The sequence below is a fragment of the Streptomyces malachitofuscus genome (assembly GCF_055571035.1).
On record NZ_JBVIGA010000002.1, the window covers coordinates 346,238 to 361,317 of the forward strand.

The following is a 15,080-nucleotide window of genomic DNA, read 5'->3' on the forward strand; positions in this document are numbered from 1 at the left end:
CGACAGGGCGGTCGGACAAGAGCAAGCTCCTCGGGATCGGAGGGTGGGAAGGCGGAGGGTGGGAAGGCGGCGGACCGCAGCGTCGGAGGACTGCTGCTCGGCGAGCAGCCGACGCGCGGCCAGCGGCATGGTGGGACCTCGGGCCGAAGCTGCTCACGCAGCCCGGGAGGCTGCACGTGTCTGACGAAGCCCTACTCGGCGCCCCGACCGGCCGCCTTCGTCCAGCCGAGGGAGGGCGCGGAAGCGAGGGGAGAGAGGGGATTGTCAGGCGCGCCCATTAGGCGGCGCGGCGGCGGCGCAGTTCGAACACGCCGGCCCAGTGGGGGTGCTCGTCGATGAGGCGGCGGGCGTAGAGGGCGGTGAAGTTGTTGTTCAGCCCGGCGACTCCGTAAGGGAGTTGGCGGCGCAGGTCTTCGAAGAGGTCCTTCAAGCTGACTCGTGTGGCTCCGGAAGCAAGGCGGCGGGCGGCCATGCGTTCCAGGGCGCGGTAGACGTGCGGGTTGTGCGCGTCGAAGGCGTTGAACTGCTCGGTGATAGTGCGACCGCTCGCACGGTTCGGGCCAAGGACGACGGCAGACATGAGGTTCTCCACAGGCTGAGGGTGCGATGGGGTCAGGTACGCAGGGCGGGATCGGTGCGCAGGCGGGCGAAGGCGCAGAAGAGGCCGAGGGCTTGTAGTGCGGCGCAGGCGGTGATGACGTGGCCCAGTGCGTCGGGTGGGGTGAGGGCGGTGAGTACGCCGGCGACGGGGAAGGGCAGCAGGAGGATGAGGATGGTCGCCGACAGGGTGCTGCCGAACGTTTCCGCTGGGATCAGGCGGGAACGCAGGGTGCGCAGGACCACCGTCATGCCGCCGTCTGCCGCCATGAGGACCGCGACCAGGACCAGGTAGGACAGGTATTCGGGGGCCTGGGAAGCGGCGAGACAGGCGAGTGAGGCGAGGGCCGCGCAGGTGGCGCCGACCGGCCACAGGCCCAGGCGGTCCAGCGCGAACCGGCAGAGCGTGACGCTGAGGAGGGTTGCGCCGGCGGCCGCGGACCAGACCAGGCCGACGGCAGTGGTGGACTGCCCGAAGCGCTCGACGACGATCACCGGACCGGCCGCTTGGAGGAGCCCGGTGGCCAGGTTGGACAGGGTCAGCCCGGCTAGGAGCCAGCCGAGCGCGGGCAGCGAGCGGATGGTGCGCCACCCAGTGAGGAGACCGGCGCCGGGCCGCCCCTTCGGAGCGCGGGCCGGAGCCACGGGCGAGGAGGGTGTGCTCAGAGCGAGCAGCGCGGCGAGCAGCGAAAGCATGGTGATCACCGCGAGCATCGGCGGCGGCCCGGCGAGCAGGAGCAGTCCGGCGAGCGCCGGGCCGGCCAGCGTCGCGGTCTGGTCGATACCGAGTAGCACGGCCTGGACACGGTGAGCGCGTGCACCTGCCCGGCGGCCGGCGGCGGCGCCAGAGGTCTCGACCGCGATGTAACTGAACTCGGTGAGCACGCCGGTGGCCGCCGCGAGCACCATCACGGTCACGCTCGCCACGGCGTCGGACGGGTGGAAGTGGAGAAGGACTGCGCCGACGGCGAGAACCAAGGCGCGTCCCAGGGAGGCGAGGTGGAAGACCACGGATGCCCCGCGCCGGTCGACGACCGATCCGGCCCACCCGAACGCCGCCAGCCGCGGGATCCACTCCAGGGCGAACGCGGCGCCCGTCAGCGTGGTGGAGCGCGTGGTGGCCAGGACCAGCAGCGGAATGCCGTAGGTGGACATCGCGAACGCGAGAGCGTCCGCCGTGCGCGGCAGGTAGATGCTGCGCATCAGCCCGGCGGTGTGGCGTGCATGCCGGGGTGTAACCGCTGCGCTCACGCGACCGGCTCGGGCTCGGACACCCGGGCGACCTGGGGGTTGCCGGCCAGCCACTGGATCAGGAGAGCGCGGGGACGGGCAAGGTCTGCCTCGGCCTCGTCGCTTGGCAGCCGCGCGGCGGACGGCCGCGGGAGGCCGTCGGCGCGCTCGGCCGCGAGCGAGGGTGCCAGGAGGTCGAGGACGTGGCGGATGCGACTGCTGAACTCGCAGACCGGCCCCGGGTAGGCGTGGCGTCGACCCCAGCGTGCAGCCGCGTCGTACAGGTCGGCCAACTCCGACCCAGCGTCTGTGAGTTCCAGTCCCGTGCCGGGTGCGGTCCGGATGAGTCCATGAGCGCGGGCCGCTTCGGTAGCCCGGCGCAGCTGGTGCGAGGAGAGGTCGGGGAGGGTACCGGCCAGCCGCCTGGGCGGTATCGCTCCGTTGTCGTCGATCTCGGTGACCAGGCGGATCAAGGAGCGAGAGGCCAGCAGCTCGACTGCGTTCCGTACTTCGGATGTGGTGAAGAGGGTGGTCATCGGCGTGGGCCTCCCGCCGGGACGGCCGCCATCGGGCGGGCGGCCGTGGCATGGGAGAAGAGATCGCGGTTCTGCCAGGCCGGAGCGGATTCGCCAGTCCGGGGTGGGGGGATCGCCGCGGGCGCTGGCCGGGACTGGCTGCTGACCCACGGCCTCGACGCGGTCTTCGCCAGCGAGTGCCCCCAGACCGGATGGTGGGCCGCCTGGTCGAGGGGCTGCCCGGCGGACCAGGCGGACAGGGCGCCGAAAACGGGGCCCAGGCCGTCGCCCGCCGCGGACAGCCGGTACGGGTGGCCGGCTCCCTCGGTGTGGACCAGGCCGTCGGCCACGAGCTGCCGCAGCGGCGGGTACACGTTGGTCCAGTCGCTGCTGGGCATCACGATCCGGGCCAGCGCCCGGCCGCTGACCTCCTTGCGTACCTTCAGCACCCACAGGATGGCGGCGGCGTGCCGCCGGGTGAGCAGGGTGAGGCTGTCCTCGATCTGCTCGATCGCGGGCAGCGGGCGGTCCGCCGTCTCCAGATGCTCCTCGGCCCAGGTAACGATCAGCGGCAGAACCGGCAGCAGGGCAGCACCACGCTCGGTGTGGCCGTAGGTCACGTGGCGTGCGGTGTGTTCGGTGCGCTCGACAAGCCCGGCGTCGCACAGCGACTTGAGCTTGGGGTGGAGCTGGCCGTTCTGCAGCCAGGACACCTTGGCCGCCAACTCGCTGTAGCGCAGTGGCGGGCCGGAGAGTGCCAGCAGGATCCTCACGTTCCAGCGCGGGGTGATCATGGCGAGGACTTCGGTGACCCGGGCGATGTCGCTGTCGGTGTCAGGTGGCAGAGCGGTGATGGCCAAGGGAGGAACTCCTGGGAGGGTGAGGGGGAAGTCGCCTACGGGTCAGCGGCTGTGCGCCGTGCTCTGCACCGGGAGGGGCGGAGCCGGCAGTGGCGGTGACGGTGTCGGCGGGGACGGCGCCGGGGCCGGGACACGGGTGAGGCTTTGCAGCACGGCGGCGACCGACTTGGCCTGGGCGTCGCGGACGGCGACGGCTTCGGCGAGCCGTCGTACACCGTCGAGAAGGTGGGAGACCTCGTGCCGACCGATGTGCCGCTCGGTGTCGATGAGCCGGGCGAGGCGGTCGCGGTGGAAGTCGATGCTGCCCTCGGCGAGCGCGAGGTCGTCGTGCATCCCGAGCAGGGCGGAGAGCATGCCGGGCGGCTGGCCCTCGGCGTGGGCGGTGAGGTCGGCGAGCGGTGCGCCGTACAGGTCCTCGATCCGTCCGGCAATCTCGGTGGACGTGAGGTGGGGCAAGCGGGGCTTTCAGGTGCGGCGGGCCCGGGCCGCCCCGGCACGCGGCGGTGCCGGGGCGGCGGGCGGAGGCAGGGTGGCGGTGGCCTTGAGCTGCGTCATGCTCACGGGCCGGGCGTGCTGGTCGGGCGGGGGCATGGTGCGTAGCAGTTCGCCGAGGGCTGCGCGGTAGCCGTCGCGGGCGTCGAGCGCGGCCTCGAGCCACTGCGCGTCGGAGCGGAGTTTGTCCCCCGACAGCTCGCCCATGTCGCGGTCCGGGTCCATGTCCGCGTGCACGCGATCGCGGACGCGGGCAACCTGCTCCTCGGTCAGAGCCAGGAACGAACGCAGTTCCAGGGCACGGGCGAGGGCCGGAGAGGCATCGGGGCCGACGGCCGCCTCGTAGAGCTCCGCAACCGGGTTTCCGAAGACATCCTCAAGGTCGACGTCCATGGTGCTGGCCTTGACCGGGCTCATCGAACAGCCCTTCCCGCCCGCCACGCCGTCGCCGGCACGGGTGTACCCGCGGGTCGGTGAGGAGCACTGGTCTGCACCGCCGGACCGGTTCGGGGGCGAAGGCGGGCGAGCCGTTCGGCGGCGAGGTCCTTCTTGCCCGGAGCGTTCGGGTCGAGGAGCCACCGCACGACCAGGGCCCGGCCGTCGCGGGCGGTGACGGCCGCATTCACGCGGTGGGCGAGACCCATCGTCGGGTCGTCGACCTCGCTGGGCTGGCTTTCCAGCGCGGCGAGGAGGTCGTCCTCCGCGTGATCGAGCACGGACTGGGCCTCGACAAGGAGGCCGTGCCACTTGACGACATCGGTGGCGTCAGGATTCGCCAGCGGCGCGGCGGTGACCGCGGCTTTCAGCTGGTCCATGTCCATACCGAAGCGCGCTTCGATCCGTTCGGTGAGCACGCTCACGACATCCTCAGCGTCATCGAATATGCCGTCGGACAAAAGGGAAGCTCCTGTTCTGGAAAGGCCGATGCCTGGAGGAAGATGAGAGGGCGCTCGTGCCCGGCGACTCAGCCGCTTTCGGGCCACCTATTGGGGCCTGTCAGTCGAGGCACATCCGGACGTCGCGGTAGACGTACGTGCCGGAGACCCAGCCCTTGACGCCGGTCGTCTTGTCCGTGATGTAGAGCCAGTTGCCGCTCTTCCTGTGCACGGTGAACTTGTGGCTCTTGTAGAGCACTCCGACGGCGGTGGACTTCGTGGTGGCCTTGGACCGGATGGTCACAGCCGACGCGTGGACGGTGTACGGCAGCGGCGGGAGGTCCGGGCAGGGCGCAACGATCGTGGCAGCGGCGGGAGCCGCACTCGCGGGTGCAGTGGACAGCATCGGCAGAGCGAGTGCGCCGAGCATCGCTGCGGATATGGCAATTCGGGTGGAGCGCATGCGAAAGAAACCTCCGTGAAGGCATAGGGATTGCGTGGAAGGCGCCGCGGGTGTTGTCCCGGCGGCTGTATAAGAGTCCGGAGAAACGCCGGTTTGGCTAACCGGCGATCGTCGGCTATGTTGCGCCGCCCGACTCGGCCTGGGCGCTCAGCGCGAGCGGCCGGGCGGGCGCAAAGCAGGGGCCTTCGCCACACCGGCCGGGCGGCCTGCTGCGGCTGCCGGGCGGACCGGCGGGAGGGGACCGGCCTCGCCGGTCAGCCGGTCGTCGCACCACTGCAGGGCCTCGCCCACCGTGTCGAAGCCGCCCTCGCGCAGCGTGCGTGTCCAGACGTCGGTGTCGACCTCCTCGACGATGACGCGGAACGGCGAAGGGGCTCGCTCGTCCAAGGCGCGCAGTGCCACGACGGTCACCATGTCGTCGGGGTCGTCGCAGGTGTAGGAGTAGCCCATGGCGTAGTGGTCGCCGTCGTCGGCGAGGCGTCGCTCCAGCGCTCGTGTGGCCTCGTCCGCCGGCGGTAGGCCCAGCTCGGGGTTGAGGCTGATGGCGTCGCGCGGGCAGCCGCGGTGGATGAGCCAGGACTGCGCCATCGCGGGCAGCGGCAGGGGGGCCTGCTCGAAGGCGAACGTCCGCTTCTCGCGGTCTCGTTGCAGATGTACGGCGAGCACTTGCGGCATGCCGGGGTGTCCCCAGGTAGCGGTGCGGTCGAACAGAACGTAGTAGCTGTGCGCGCCGTTGGGGGTGTGGTGTTCGGCGAGGGGGACGAGCATGTCCTCATGGACGGCGACCTTGCGGTAGAAGTCGAGGTACTTCTCCTCGTCGGCGTCGAAGTCGTCCAACTCGAAGTCGACTTGGGGGATGGACTGCCGAGCCGGCGCCGGTTCGGTGGGGGACAACAAGGGCCTTTCGGTGGAGTTCAGCACCGGTGTGCCGGGGTGGACGGCGGCGTGCCGGGGCGAGTCGGGAGCGTGGGTGCACGGGTCGTGGGGGTCCGCCGGGCGGCGAACAGCGCGGCACGTCCGGCATCGGTGAGGGCGACCGGCTGGCCGGCGTGCACGGGGTGGCCGGTGTCCCGAAGGACCAGGCCGGCGTCCTCCAGCCGCTGCAGCCTGGCGTGAGGGATACGGGTCCCGGAGGCAGCGGTCACGGACACCCGTCCGGTCAGCAGGTGTTCGTAGAGCTTGGCGCCGCCAGCGATGGCGAGCAGCGCGGCTTGGTCGTCCGCCGAGAGCTGAGGCGCACGGGGCGTCGAGGCCGTCGCGGCGGCCTCGATGGGCTTCAGGGCGGCGAGCACCTGCCGCGCAGCGGCGTCGCGAGCGCCCGCAGCCTCCTCCAGTTGGTCCACCGTGCGGTTGATGCGCGTGAACAGGGCGTCGTCGACGTCGAACTCGCCGCTGGACAGGCGATTGAGGAGGCGGAGGTAGAAGGTGACAGCGGTCTGGGTCTTGGCCAGTTCGCGGTGCCGGTCGACTAGGTGGGCGTGGGGCTCGTCGAGGACGCCGCGGTCGCGGTAGGACCACAGGGTGTCGATGTCGTGGCCGGTGGCGGCTTCGAGCCGGTGATCGAGCGGGGACACCGCACGCCGGGCTGGTAGCGGCGCGGGTTCAGGGGGCATAGGCGACACTCCGTGCGTTTAGCGGGTGTGGTGGTGCGCGGGGTTGTGTGCGGGACGGGGCAGACCCGGCAGTGCGGTGGGCGGCGGACCGGGCCGGGGCGCGGGAGTGCGGGTGGTCAGCTGCGGGGAACGGGAGCGGGCCGCGTGGGTGCGGGCGCTCAGCGGCCGGCGGGTCATCCCCAGGCGGCGGCCGACCTCGTCGTAGACGTCGTTGCCCGCACGCGGCCGGATGGCAACGACGTGGATGTCCTTCGCGTGCGCGGACTCCGCGGGTGCCGGACGGACGCCGTAGACGACGCGCCAATCCTTCCGGGAGTCCACAAACAGCTTTCTATAGCCCTCCAGGTCGCCGTCGAGGCGTAGCCCGAAGCGCTGCGCGTTCACGACTTCCTGCAGGTAGGCGAGGGTGAGGTCGCGGATATCGCTGGGGGCCTGGAGGAGATCGGTCAGTGCGCGGGGGTCGAAGCTCAGTCCGAAGGCGGGCTGTCCCACTCCCGCGGTCATGACGTCGGCTCGTCCGGCTCGGCGGCGTCGGCGGCTTCCGCCGTGGACGCCGTCTCCGTACGAACGGACGGCGGCGGGCCGGGCAGAAGACGGTGCGCGGGCCGGTCGGGAGAGGTCATGCACGCCGACAGCGGGCCACCAGGCGCGCGGATCGCCGCAACGGCATGGGTGAGGAAGTCCCGGTGCCACACGAACAGACCGCTCAATCCGGCTTCGGGGTCCTTGTGCTGCTGGTAGGCGAGCCACAGGGCGTGGAGCCAGGCCACGACGTCGTCGTGCTCCTGCCACTGCAGGCACCAGGGCGCCGCGGTGGTGACCTCAGCCCCGTAGACCGGGAGGAAGAAGTCGTCGACCCAGTCGCTGAGCGCGTCGAGTTCGTCCTCGCGCTCCTCTCCGTCCAGCTCCAGGATCGGGCGAGGCTCTGGTGGCGCGGCGGGAGCTGGCCCACCGAGCCCCGGCATGCCGAAGGCCGCGAACGGCGATCCGCCCGGCGCCGGCGAGGACGCGAGATGGTCGAGCTGCTGTGCCTGCTGCGCCGACTGCTCCATGAGCCGTCGGACGCTCGCCTCGATCCCCTCCAACTGCGGGTCCGGGATGCGAACCGGCTCCATTTCCCCGCCGTCTGCGGGTTCTATGGATTCGGGCATGAAAAGTACGGCCTCCTACGAGACGCGAAATGACAAGTGGGCGGAATCCACGGCGCACGGACCCGCCGGAAGGTTGCACGAACATCCCGGCGGGCTCCGGAAAAACTGGGAGGGTGCGCGGGGCCCCGGAGCGAAATACGGCAGAGCGAATCAGACGGTGAGAACCACGTCGTCCTGGGTGAGCGTTTCGCGGATCGTCTCAGTGAGCCGGTCGGCCGCGATCGACGCGTAGTGCTCAGTCTTCTCCACGCCGATGAAGTCGCGGCCTTCCAGCAGGGCCGCGACGCCCGTGGAGCCGGAGCCGGCGCAGAAGTCGAGAACCGTACCGCCCTCGGGGCTGATCTTGACCAGCTCCCGCATCACCTCGACGGGCTTCTGAGTGATGTGCTGGCGCGCCTTGCCGCTGGGCTGCGAGGCACTGTAGAGGCCGGGCAGGTAGACAGGGTTGCGGGAGCCGTCGATCGCTCCCTTGGACGCCCAGACGATGAATTCACAGTTCTGGGTGAACCGGCCCTTCTGCGGCCTGGCCTGCGGCTTGTGCCAGGCCAGCACCCCGCGCCACAGCCATCCGGCCGCCTGGATCGCGTCCGTGGTGACGGGGAGCTGTCGCCAGTCGGTGAACAGCAGCGCAGTGCCGCCGGTCTTCGTGAGGCGGTGGGCTTCGGTCATGATCTGCGTCAGCCAGAACCCGTACGACCTTTGGTCCATGTTCTCGCCGGTGAAGTCCGGCAGAGCATGCTGGGCGTCGGCGGACGTGTACTTCTGCTTCGCGGAGCGGGTGGTGCGCTCCTTCGCGGTCCGCCCACCGGAGTTGTACGGCGGGTCGGTGATGACGGAGTCGACACAACCGTCCGGGAGGCCAGCGAGAACGCTGAGGGCGTCGCCCTGGTGCAGGGAAAAAGGCAAAGAGGAACCCCAATTCGGGTGCGGAATCGCGGAGGGAACTACCCGCCTCGCGCAGAGTCCTCGCGGGCCGGAAGTGGGCATGCAGAAGCCCAAAGCCACAGGCCGAGGAGAGCGAGAGGGAGTCCAAAAACTGTAGAGGCGAAACCGCCGACGACCAAGAAGTGCTGTGCTGGGGTATCGGGTTCCGGCACCTCACGCCGGCTTTTTGGTCAACCGCCGATCTGGGCCTACTGTTTTTGAACCGCCCGGCGCACACCGCCGCTGGCTACTCCCGCCACGCCTCACGGAGGTACCCCCTGCCCCGGCACACCTAGCTCACGGCCCGGCCTCGCAGAGCGAGCGGCAACTCGCCCGCGTCGGCCCGTCCCAATCGCCCACCCCGGCCGCCGCGGCCTTCCAACACGCTTCGCGCACGCGGCACGCCGGACACCGCACCCCGAAGGACACGTTCATGACGTCTCGTTACCCACCCCTGCCCGACATCGCTGACCGGCGAGCGGTCCGCTCCGGTTGAAGGGGCTCGCCGCCAGTATCGGCGTCGTCTTCCTCTCCCCGATCCTGATCGCCGGCACCGGCATGATGCTGGCCTCCTCCGCCGACGCCGTGCAGAGCAACGGATCCTTCAGCAGCTGCCTGACCGACATCGACACAGGCAAGGTCGCCGAGCAGGTCACCAAGATCCTCGACGGCGCGTCCGGCAAGGACGTCCACGTCGAGGGCCTAGACCTGCCGGCCGAGCAGGTCCCCAATGCGCAGACGATCGTGGCCGCCGGCCTCTCGCTCGACGTCCCCAAGAAGGGACAGATCATCGCGCTCGCCACGGCGATGCAGGAGAGCCGGCTGCGCAACCTGAACTACGGGGACCGCGACTCGCTCGGCTTGTTCCAGCAGCGCCCTTCCCAGGGCTGGGGCAGCGCCCAGCAGATCCACGATCCGGTATACGCCTCCGAGCAGTTCTACAAGCACTTGCTCAAGGTGAGCGGCTGGCAGCAGATGACCGTCACCCAGGCCGCCCAAGCCGTGCAGAAGTCCGGGCTGCCGGACGCGTACGCCCAGTGGGAAAACCTGGCCACCGCATTGCAGGCCGCCATCGCCAAGACCTTCCCAGGCGGCGCCAACGACACGGATGGCAAAGACGCGGACCAGGGCAAGCAACCGCCGCCCGGCACCACCGGCTGCACTCCCTATCAGGACGGCTCCGGCTTCGGCCGCATCCCCGAGGGGAGCGTCCCCAAGGGCTACAAGATCCCCAAGGACGCCGATCCGAAGGCGCGCAAGGCCATCACCTGGGCGATGCAGCAACTCGGCACGCTCTACCAGTGGGGCGGCTCCTGCACCAACGCGCATGGTCCTGACCCCATGGGCCGCTGCGACTGCTCCAGCCTGATGCAGCAGGCGTACGCCCATGCCGGCGTCACCCTCACCCGCACCACGTACACGCAGGTCAACGAGGGCAAGGCGGTCTCGCCCGCCCAACTCAAGCCCGGTGACCTGGTCTTCAGCCGCGGCACTGCCGCCCGGCCCGAGCACGTCGGCATGTACCTGGGCGAGGGCCTCGTGATCGAGGCGCCCCGCACCACCAAGCCGGTCCGGATCACCCCGATCAAGGACTGGACGATCCTCGCCGCCCGCCGCGTCATCTGACCCCGGTCCAGGCCCGCGAGCCACCGTCACCAGGACGTCGCCGGTGATCTGCCCGACCGCTGGCCCTGGTGGCCAAATCCCCATCCCCCTCAATCACTTCGCCCGACGGCCTCCCAGCAGGACGAGCCGACGGCCCACTCCCTATCCCCCAACACCCCGGAGCATCCACGTGACATTCCACTCCCGCGTCCGGCGCGCCCTCGCGGCCAGCTCGATCGGCCTCGCAGTTGCGGCCGGCGGCCTCGCCAGCGCCTCCGCAGCCCAGGCGTACGACACCGGCCACACGACGATCTCGTGCAAGGCGGTCAAGGTCCGCAAGGATCCTTCGAAGAATGCCACCGTCGTGGGCATCGCCTACCGGCACGACAAGGTCGCCTACGACCAGTTCGCGTACAAGCGCGCAGAGAAGACCTGGTACACCCGCGGCACGGTGACCCGGAAGTCCGACGGCAAGAAGATCCGCGGATTCATGATCTACGACTGCGCCAACCCGTACGAATCGAACCCGGCGCCGAAGCCCTCGATCCCGAAGTAGCCCGAAGTAGAACGCCTCGGCAGCCCTCCCTAACCCCGAGCCGAAAAGGCGGGTTCAAAGCCGCGCCCGGCCCGAGGAGTGACCCCTCCCCGGCGCTCGGCGCCGCCCCGGGTGGGGCTGCCGCCGCGGCCACTTCCGCGCCCCACGCGCACCTCCCTCTCCGCTTTCCCCTTCCCGTCGGCCCTCGCCTGGCCCGCGTAAGCAAGGAGCCCCGCCACACCTATGTCCGTCCCTCTCGCAGACCGCGTCATCGAGCTCGCCTACGACCCAGGAATCTCACCCAAGGGCGGTGGCCTGCCCGGCCTGAGCGTGCTGAAGAACGTGGTCAACAGCATCAACATGTTCGGGATCATCGCCGTCGTCGGCGCCCTCGCCGTCTCACTCGGCGTATGGGCCTGGGGACACCACACCGGTGGCCACCAGGCCGAAGCCAACGGCAAGAAGGGCGCGGTCGTCGCCGCCGGCGCCGCCCTCGGCCTGGGCGCCGCGAACGGAATCGTGGCCTTCTTCTCCGGCCTGGGATCGCAGGTCCACTAATGCGGAAACGATTCCCCGCCTTCTCCCTGTCCTCGTACGGCACGAGCTGGTCAGCCAACCGGCGCATCGCGATCGTCGCCGCTGCCGTCGCCGCCCTGCTCGCCATCGCCGTGATCGTCGCCCTGCTGACCGGCGGCAGGAACGGCCACCAGAGCCCGGCCGCCACTGCGCCCGCCCCGACCGGCAGCCCGATCGCCTCCGAAGCCGCACCGAAGCCTTCCTCCGGATCCGGTTCCGTGCCCAAGCCTCCGCAGATCGCCGAGCCGGTCGCCTACGCCAAGGCGGCTGCCCGGATGCTGTGGACCTACGACACCCGCGACACCAATCGCGACCAACAGCTCGCCGGCATGCGCGCCTGGATGATCACCGAGACCAAGTACGCCGACTGGGCGTCGGTCTCCGGCCAGGTTCCCGATCCGCTGCTGTGGTCGCGGATGGCAGACCAGGACCAACACGCCACCGCCGGCGTCACCGAGGGCCATTACCCCTCCGCGTTCAAGCAGGCCCTGGCCGACGACCCGTCCGCGATCACCGAGGCGTACATCTACGTCGTCACCGTCAACGGCAAGCAGCAGATCGCCTGGAAGAAGGGCGGCGGCGGGGCCGAGGAACGCGCCGTGACCCTCGCCGTGCAGTGCCGCCCGAATCACGACTGCACCCTGGCCGCCATCGCTCCGAGCGTCACGCAGTGACCCGCGCCTGAGACAAGAAAGGAGGGCAACTCCCCGTGGGTTTCTGTGATTACCCCCTGGCCGACAAGCTGTGTGCTGTCGGCGACGCGGTGGATTTCGCTTCGGATCCCGGCAAGGCCATCGGTGACTGGTTGGCGAAGTCCGCCGGTGAACTGGCCGCCGCCGCAGCCGACTTGGCTGCCGAGGCAGTCGACACCACCACGAAGGTGGACCTCAACGCATCGTGGTTCGTCGACAACTACGAGATGCTGCTGCCACTCGGCCTGGTCCTGCTGGTCGCCACGTTCTGCGCGCAGCTGGTCCGGGCCGCCGTCCGGCGCGACGGACAAGCACTGACACAAGCGTTCACCGGCACCATGAGCGGCGTCCTGTTCGCCTTCTGCGCCATCGCCCTGACCACGGTCGCCGTCGAGGTGGTCGACGCCGTCTCCGACGGCTTGTTCAAGACCGCACACCTGAACATCGAGTCGGCCGTGCGCCGCATCGTGAAGGTAGGCCAGATCCCGTCCCTGTCCGGGCTGGGCTGGCTCGTCCCAGTCGTCGTCGGCCTCGGTGCCGCCATCGGCGCCTTCCTGTACTGGTGCGTGATGATGGTCCGCAAGGTCGGCATCCTCGTCATGGTCACGCTGGCCGTCTTCGCGTCCGCCGGCGGCGGCTGGGAGGTCGCCCGACGCTGGCGCAAGGGCTGGATCGAGGCCACCGCCACCCTCGTGGTCTCCAAGCTCCTAATGACGGTGATCTTCGTACTCGGCATCGCCGCCATGGGTAGGACCGAGGCCAAGGACGGCATCGCGGCCCTCGCGGACGTCATGTCCGGCATCGTGATCATGATTCTGGTCCTGCTGTGCCCGTATGCCGTCTTCAAGTTCGTCCACTGGGCGGCCGACGGCACCGACGGCGAGTCCATCCACCGCGCAGGCGGAGCCGGAGCTCAGATCGCCAAGGCTCACGCCGAGAAGGCCGCCCGCAAGGCCGCCGCAGCCGCGGCCACCGCCGGAACTGGTGGCGCTGCCGCCGGAGCAGGCGCTGCACCGCAGGGCCCTGATGCCGCTGGCGGGGGCGGCTTTCCCGGCGACATTGCCGCCAGCCCGACCGGCGGAGGCGGAGGGGGCAAGGAAGGTTCGCAAGGCGGCGGAACGGGCGGCTCGCCCGGTGGCGATGCCATCAAGTCCGGCCTGGAAAAGACAGTACCGCCCGCGCCGACGAGTGTGTCCGACAACACCAGCGGCCAGGTGGGAGGCAGCCCGGGGCCGGGCGGAGCCGGGGCGAACGCCGCGTCCGGCATGGGCGGCGGATGGCAGTCCGTCCCCCCGACCACGACCCCGCCGCCGCAGGGCGCACCACCGTCCTCCGGTTCACAGAACGCTGCGTCCAGCGGGGCGAGCGGACCGCCGCCGCCTCCGACCGGCCTCTGATCCCCTGCCCGACTACCGGGGGCGGGATGTGCACGCCACCTCCCGCCCCCGGGTTCCACCCGCGCCTCCAGGACCCGACCTTTGACTGATCTGTCCGTCGCCCCGGTCACGGTGAAGTTCCCGCACCGGTCCCGCCGCGGCATCCTCCTCGGCCTCTCCCTGCCCCAACTCGTCCTCGTTTCATGCACGTTGGCCCTGCTGCTGATGACGGTGATCTCCACCGGACTGCTCGGCGCCGTCGCCCTGGCCCCCCTGTGGGCGGCATCCGGTGCACTCGTCGCGATCCGCCGACACGGCCGCTCCCTGATCGACTGGGCGCCGATCGTCGCCCGCTACGCACACCGCCGCCGCACCGGCCAGACCCTCTGGCTCGCGAGGCCGGTCACCCGGCCTCGGCAGGACGGCATCCTCCATCTGCCCGGTACCGCCGCCTCCCTCAAGGTCGTCACCCCCGGCGACTCCGCCAACGGCGCCGCGGCCATCCACGACCCGCACCAGCAGACCCTGACCGCCATCGCCCGCGTCACCAGCCGCGCCTTCGCCCTCCTCGACCCCGCCACCCAGAACCACAACGTCACCAGCTGGGGGCGCGCACTCGCAGGCATCGCCCGCACCGGTCACGTCGCCACCGTGCAGGTCCTGGAGCGCACCGTCCCCGACAGCGGCGACACCCTCACCCGCCACTGGACCCACAACGGGCAGCCCCAGACCCCCGTCGCTGGACAGATCTACTCCGAACTGGTCGCCTCGGCCGGCCCCGCAGCCGCCCCGCACGAGACCTACCTCGCCATCTCCCTCGACCTCAAGGCCGCCCGGCGCCTGATCAGCCAGGCCGGCGGCGGGCTGCCAGGGGCGTTCACCGTGATGGAGCAGACGACTGCGTCCATCGCCCAGGCCGCCCGTAACGCCGGGCTTCAGGTCACCGGGTGGCTGACCGCGCGGGAGATCGCCGCCGTGATCCGCACCGCCTACGACCCGGGGGCGCTCGGTGCCCTCCAGCAGTGGTCCGAGACCGGCCGTGCCGAGGCCGATCCCGCCGCCGCCGGGCCTGTCGTCCAGTTCGAGGAGTACGACCGCCTCGCCACTGACAGCGCCCGGCACGCGACGTACTGGGTGGAGAACTGGCCGCGCACCGAAATGGGAGCCGGGTTCCTGCACGGGATCATGTTCACGGCCGGCGTGCGGCGCAGCCTCTCCCTCATATACGTGCCGCAGGGGCTCGAGTCCGCGCTGCGGGACGTCCAGCGGAAGAAGGCGGCGATCATCGCCGATGCCAACGAGAGGGCCCGGCGGGGACAGGTCGACAGTGAGGAAGACTCCGTCGAGTATGCCGACGTCAAGCAGCGTGAGCGCCAGCTCATCGCCGGGCATGCCGACGTGGCTCTGACCGGCCTGGTCACAGTCACTGCCGAGACCGACGCGGCCCTGGACGCCGCCTGCGCACAGATCGAGACCCATGCTGTCACCTCGGGCGTCGATCTGCGACGGCTCAACTACCAGCAGCCGGACGCCTTCACCCTCGCCGCGCTCCCGCTCGCTCGGACCGCCCTGTGAG

The 15,080-nt window shown here is 70.5% G+C and carries 19 protein-coding genes; 6 read left to right on the top strand and 13 right to left on the bottom strand.

The features are described 5' to 3' along the window. Positions 1–277 precede the first annotated feature (277 nt). From ACZ44S_RS04130 to ACZ44S_RS04190, 13 genes are all read right to left on the bottom strand, one after another. Positions 278–580, bottom strand: a complete 303-nt coding sequence (locus ACZ44S_RS04130; RefSeq protein ID WP_285512848.1) for a hypothetical protein — start codon at positions 578–580, stop codon at positions 278–280. Between the two features lie 32 nt (positions 581–612). Continuing rightward, a complete protein-coding gene (locus tag ACZ44S_RS04135) occupies positions 613–1,848 on the bottom strand; it encodes an MFS transporter (RefSeq protein ID WP_285512849.1) in 1,236 nt (411 codons plus the stop codon). Then, positions 1,845–2,363 carry a regulator gene (locus ACZ44S_RS04140; RefSeq protein ID WP_285512850.1) on the bottom strand — a complete coding sequence of 173 codons (519 nt, stop codon included), beginning with the start codon at positions 2,361–2,363 and terminating at the stop codon, positions 1,845–1,847. The genes ACZ44S_RS04135 and ACZ44S_RS04140 overlap by 4 nt, the downstream gene beginning before the upstream one ends. Continuing rightward, positions 2,360–3,202 (bottom strand): winged helix-turn-helix transcriptional regulator, encoded by an 843-nt coding sequence (locus tag ACZ44S_RS04145; protein WP_285512851.1) that lies wholly within the window; start codon positions 3,200–3,202, stop codon positions 2,360–2,362. Before ACZ44S_RS04145 ends, ACZ44S_RS04140 begins: the two co-directional genes overlap by 4 nt. 42 nt (positions 3,203–3,244) lie before the next feature. Further along, entirely contained in the window at positions 3,245–3,658 is a 414-nt protein-coding gene (locus tag ACZ44S_RS04150) for a hypothetical protein (RefSeq protein ID WP_285512852.1), read from the bottom strand. A 9-nt stretch (positions 3,659–3,667) separates the two neighbouring features. Then, positions 3,668–4,111, bottom strand: coding sequence for a hypothetical protein (locus tag ACZ44S_RS04155; RefSeq protein ID WP_285512853.1), 444 nt, complete (start codon positions 4,109–4,111; stop codon positions 3,668–3,670). Then, positions 4,108–4,590, bottom strand: coding sequence for a hypothetical protein (locus ACZ44S_RS04160; protein WP_285512854.1), 483 nt, complete (start codon positions 4,588–4,590; stop codon positions 4,108–4,110). Before ACZ44S_RS04160 ends, ACZ44S_RS04155 begins: the two co-directional genes overlap by 4 nt. 100 nt (positions 4,591–4,690) lie before the next feature. Next, positions 4,691–5,032: an SH3 domain-containing protein gene (locus tag ACZ44S_RS04165; protein WP_285512855.1), complete on the bottom strand. Its 342-nt coding sequence runs from the start codon at positions 5,030–5,032 to the stop codon at positions 4,691–4,693. A 147-nt stretch (positions 5,033–5,179) separates the two neighbouring features. Then, positions 5,180–5,929, bottom strand: a complete 750-nt coding sequence (locus tag ACZ44S_RS04170; protein ID WP_285512856.1) for a hypothetical protein — start codon at positions 5,927–5,929, stop codon at positions 5,180–5,182. Between the two features lie 17 nt (positions 5,930–5,946). Next, on the bottom strand, positions 5,947–6,645 hold the full coding sequence (locus tag ACZ44S_RS04175; RefSeq protein ID WP_285512857.1) for a hypothetical protein: 699 nt from the start codon (positions 6,643–6,645) through the stop codon (positions 5,947–5,949). A gap of 18 nt (positions 6,646–6,663) precedes the next feature. After that, a complete protein-coding gene (locus ACZ44S_RS04180) occupies positions 6,664–7,149 on the bottom strand; it encodes a hypothetical protein (protein WP_285512858.1) in 486 nt (161 codons plus the stop codon). Continuing rightward, entirely contained in the window at positions 7,146–7,697 is a 552-nt protein-coding gene (locus ACZ44S_RS04185) for a DUF4913 domain-containing protein (protein WP_285513053.1), read from the bottom strand. The genes ACZ44S_RS04180 and ACZ44S_RS04185 overlap by 4 nt, the downstream gene beginning before the upstream one ends. 249 nt (positions 7,698–7,946) lie before the next feature. Beyond that, positions 7,947–8,702, bottom strand: a complete 756-nt coding sequence (locus tag ACZ44S_RS04190; protein ID WP_285512859.1) for a DNA-methyltransferase — start codon at positions 8,700–8,702, stop codon at positions 7,947–7,949. Between the two features lie 510 nt (positions 8,703–9,212). Here ACZ44S_RS04190 and ACZ44S_RS04195 point away from each other — a divergent pair. From ACZ44S_RS04195 to ACZ44S_RS04220, 6 genes are all read left to right on the top strand, one after another. Continuing rightward, positions 9,213–10,346: a C40 family peptidase gene (locus tag ACZ44S_RS04195; RefSeq protein ID WP_466924222.1), complete on the top strand. Its 1,134-nt coding sequence runs from the start codon at positions 9,213–9,215 to the stop codon at positions 10,344–10,346. 169 nt (positions 10,347–10,515) lie between these two features. Beyond that, positions 10,516–10,881: a hypothetical protein gene (locus tag ACZ44S_RS04200; RefSeq protein ID WP_285512861.1), complete on the top strand. Its 366-nt coding sequence runs from the start codon at positions 10,516–10,518 to the stop codon at positions 10,879–10,881. Between the two features lie 222 nt (positions 10,882–11,103). Then, positions 11,104–11,418: a DUF6112 family protein gene (locus ACZ44S_RS04205; RefSeq protein WP_285512862.1), complete on the top strand. Its 315-nt coding sequence runs from the start codon at positions 11,104–11,106 to the stop codon at positions 11,416–11,418. Further along, positions 11,418–12,110: a hypothetical protein gene (locus tag ACZ44S_RS04210; RefSeq protein ID WP_285512863.1), complete on the top strand. Its 693-nt coding sequence runs from the start codon at positions 11,418–11,420 to the stop codon at positions 12,108–12,110. Before ACZ44S_RS04205 ends, ACZ44S_RS04210 begins: the two co-directional genes overlap by 1 nt. A 35-nt stretch (positions 12,111–12,145) precedes the next feature. Then, on the top strand, positions 12,146–13,525 hold the full coding sequence (locus ACZ44S_RS04215; RefSeq protein ID WP_285512864.1) for an SCO6881 family protein: 1,380 nt from the start codon (positions 12,146–12,148) through the stop codon (positions 13,523–13,525). 81 nt (positions 13,526–13,606) lie between these two features. Then, positions 13,607–15,079, top strand: a complete 1,473-nt coding sequence (locus tag ACZ44S_RS04220; RefSeq protein ID WP_285512865.1) for an SCO6880 family protein — start codon at positions 13,607–13,609, stop codon at positions 15,077–15,079. The last annotated feature ends 1 nt before the right edge of the window (position 15,080 follow it).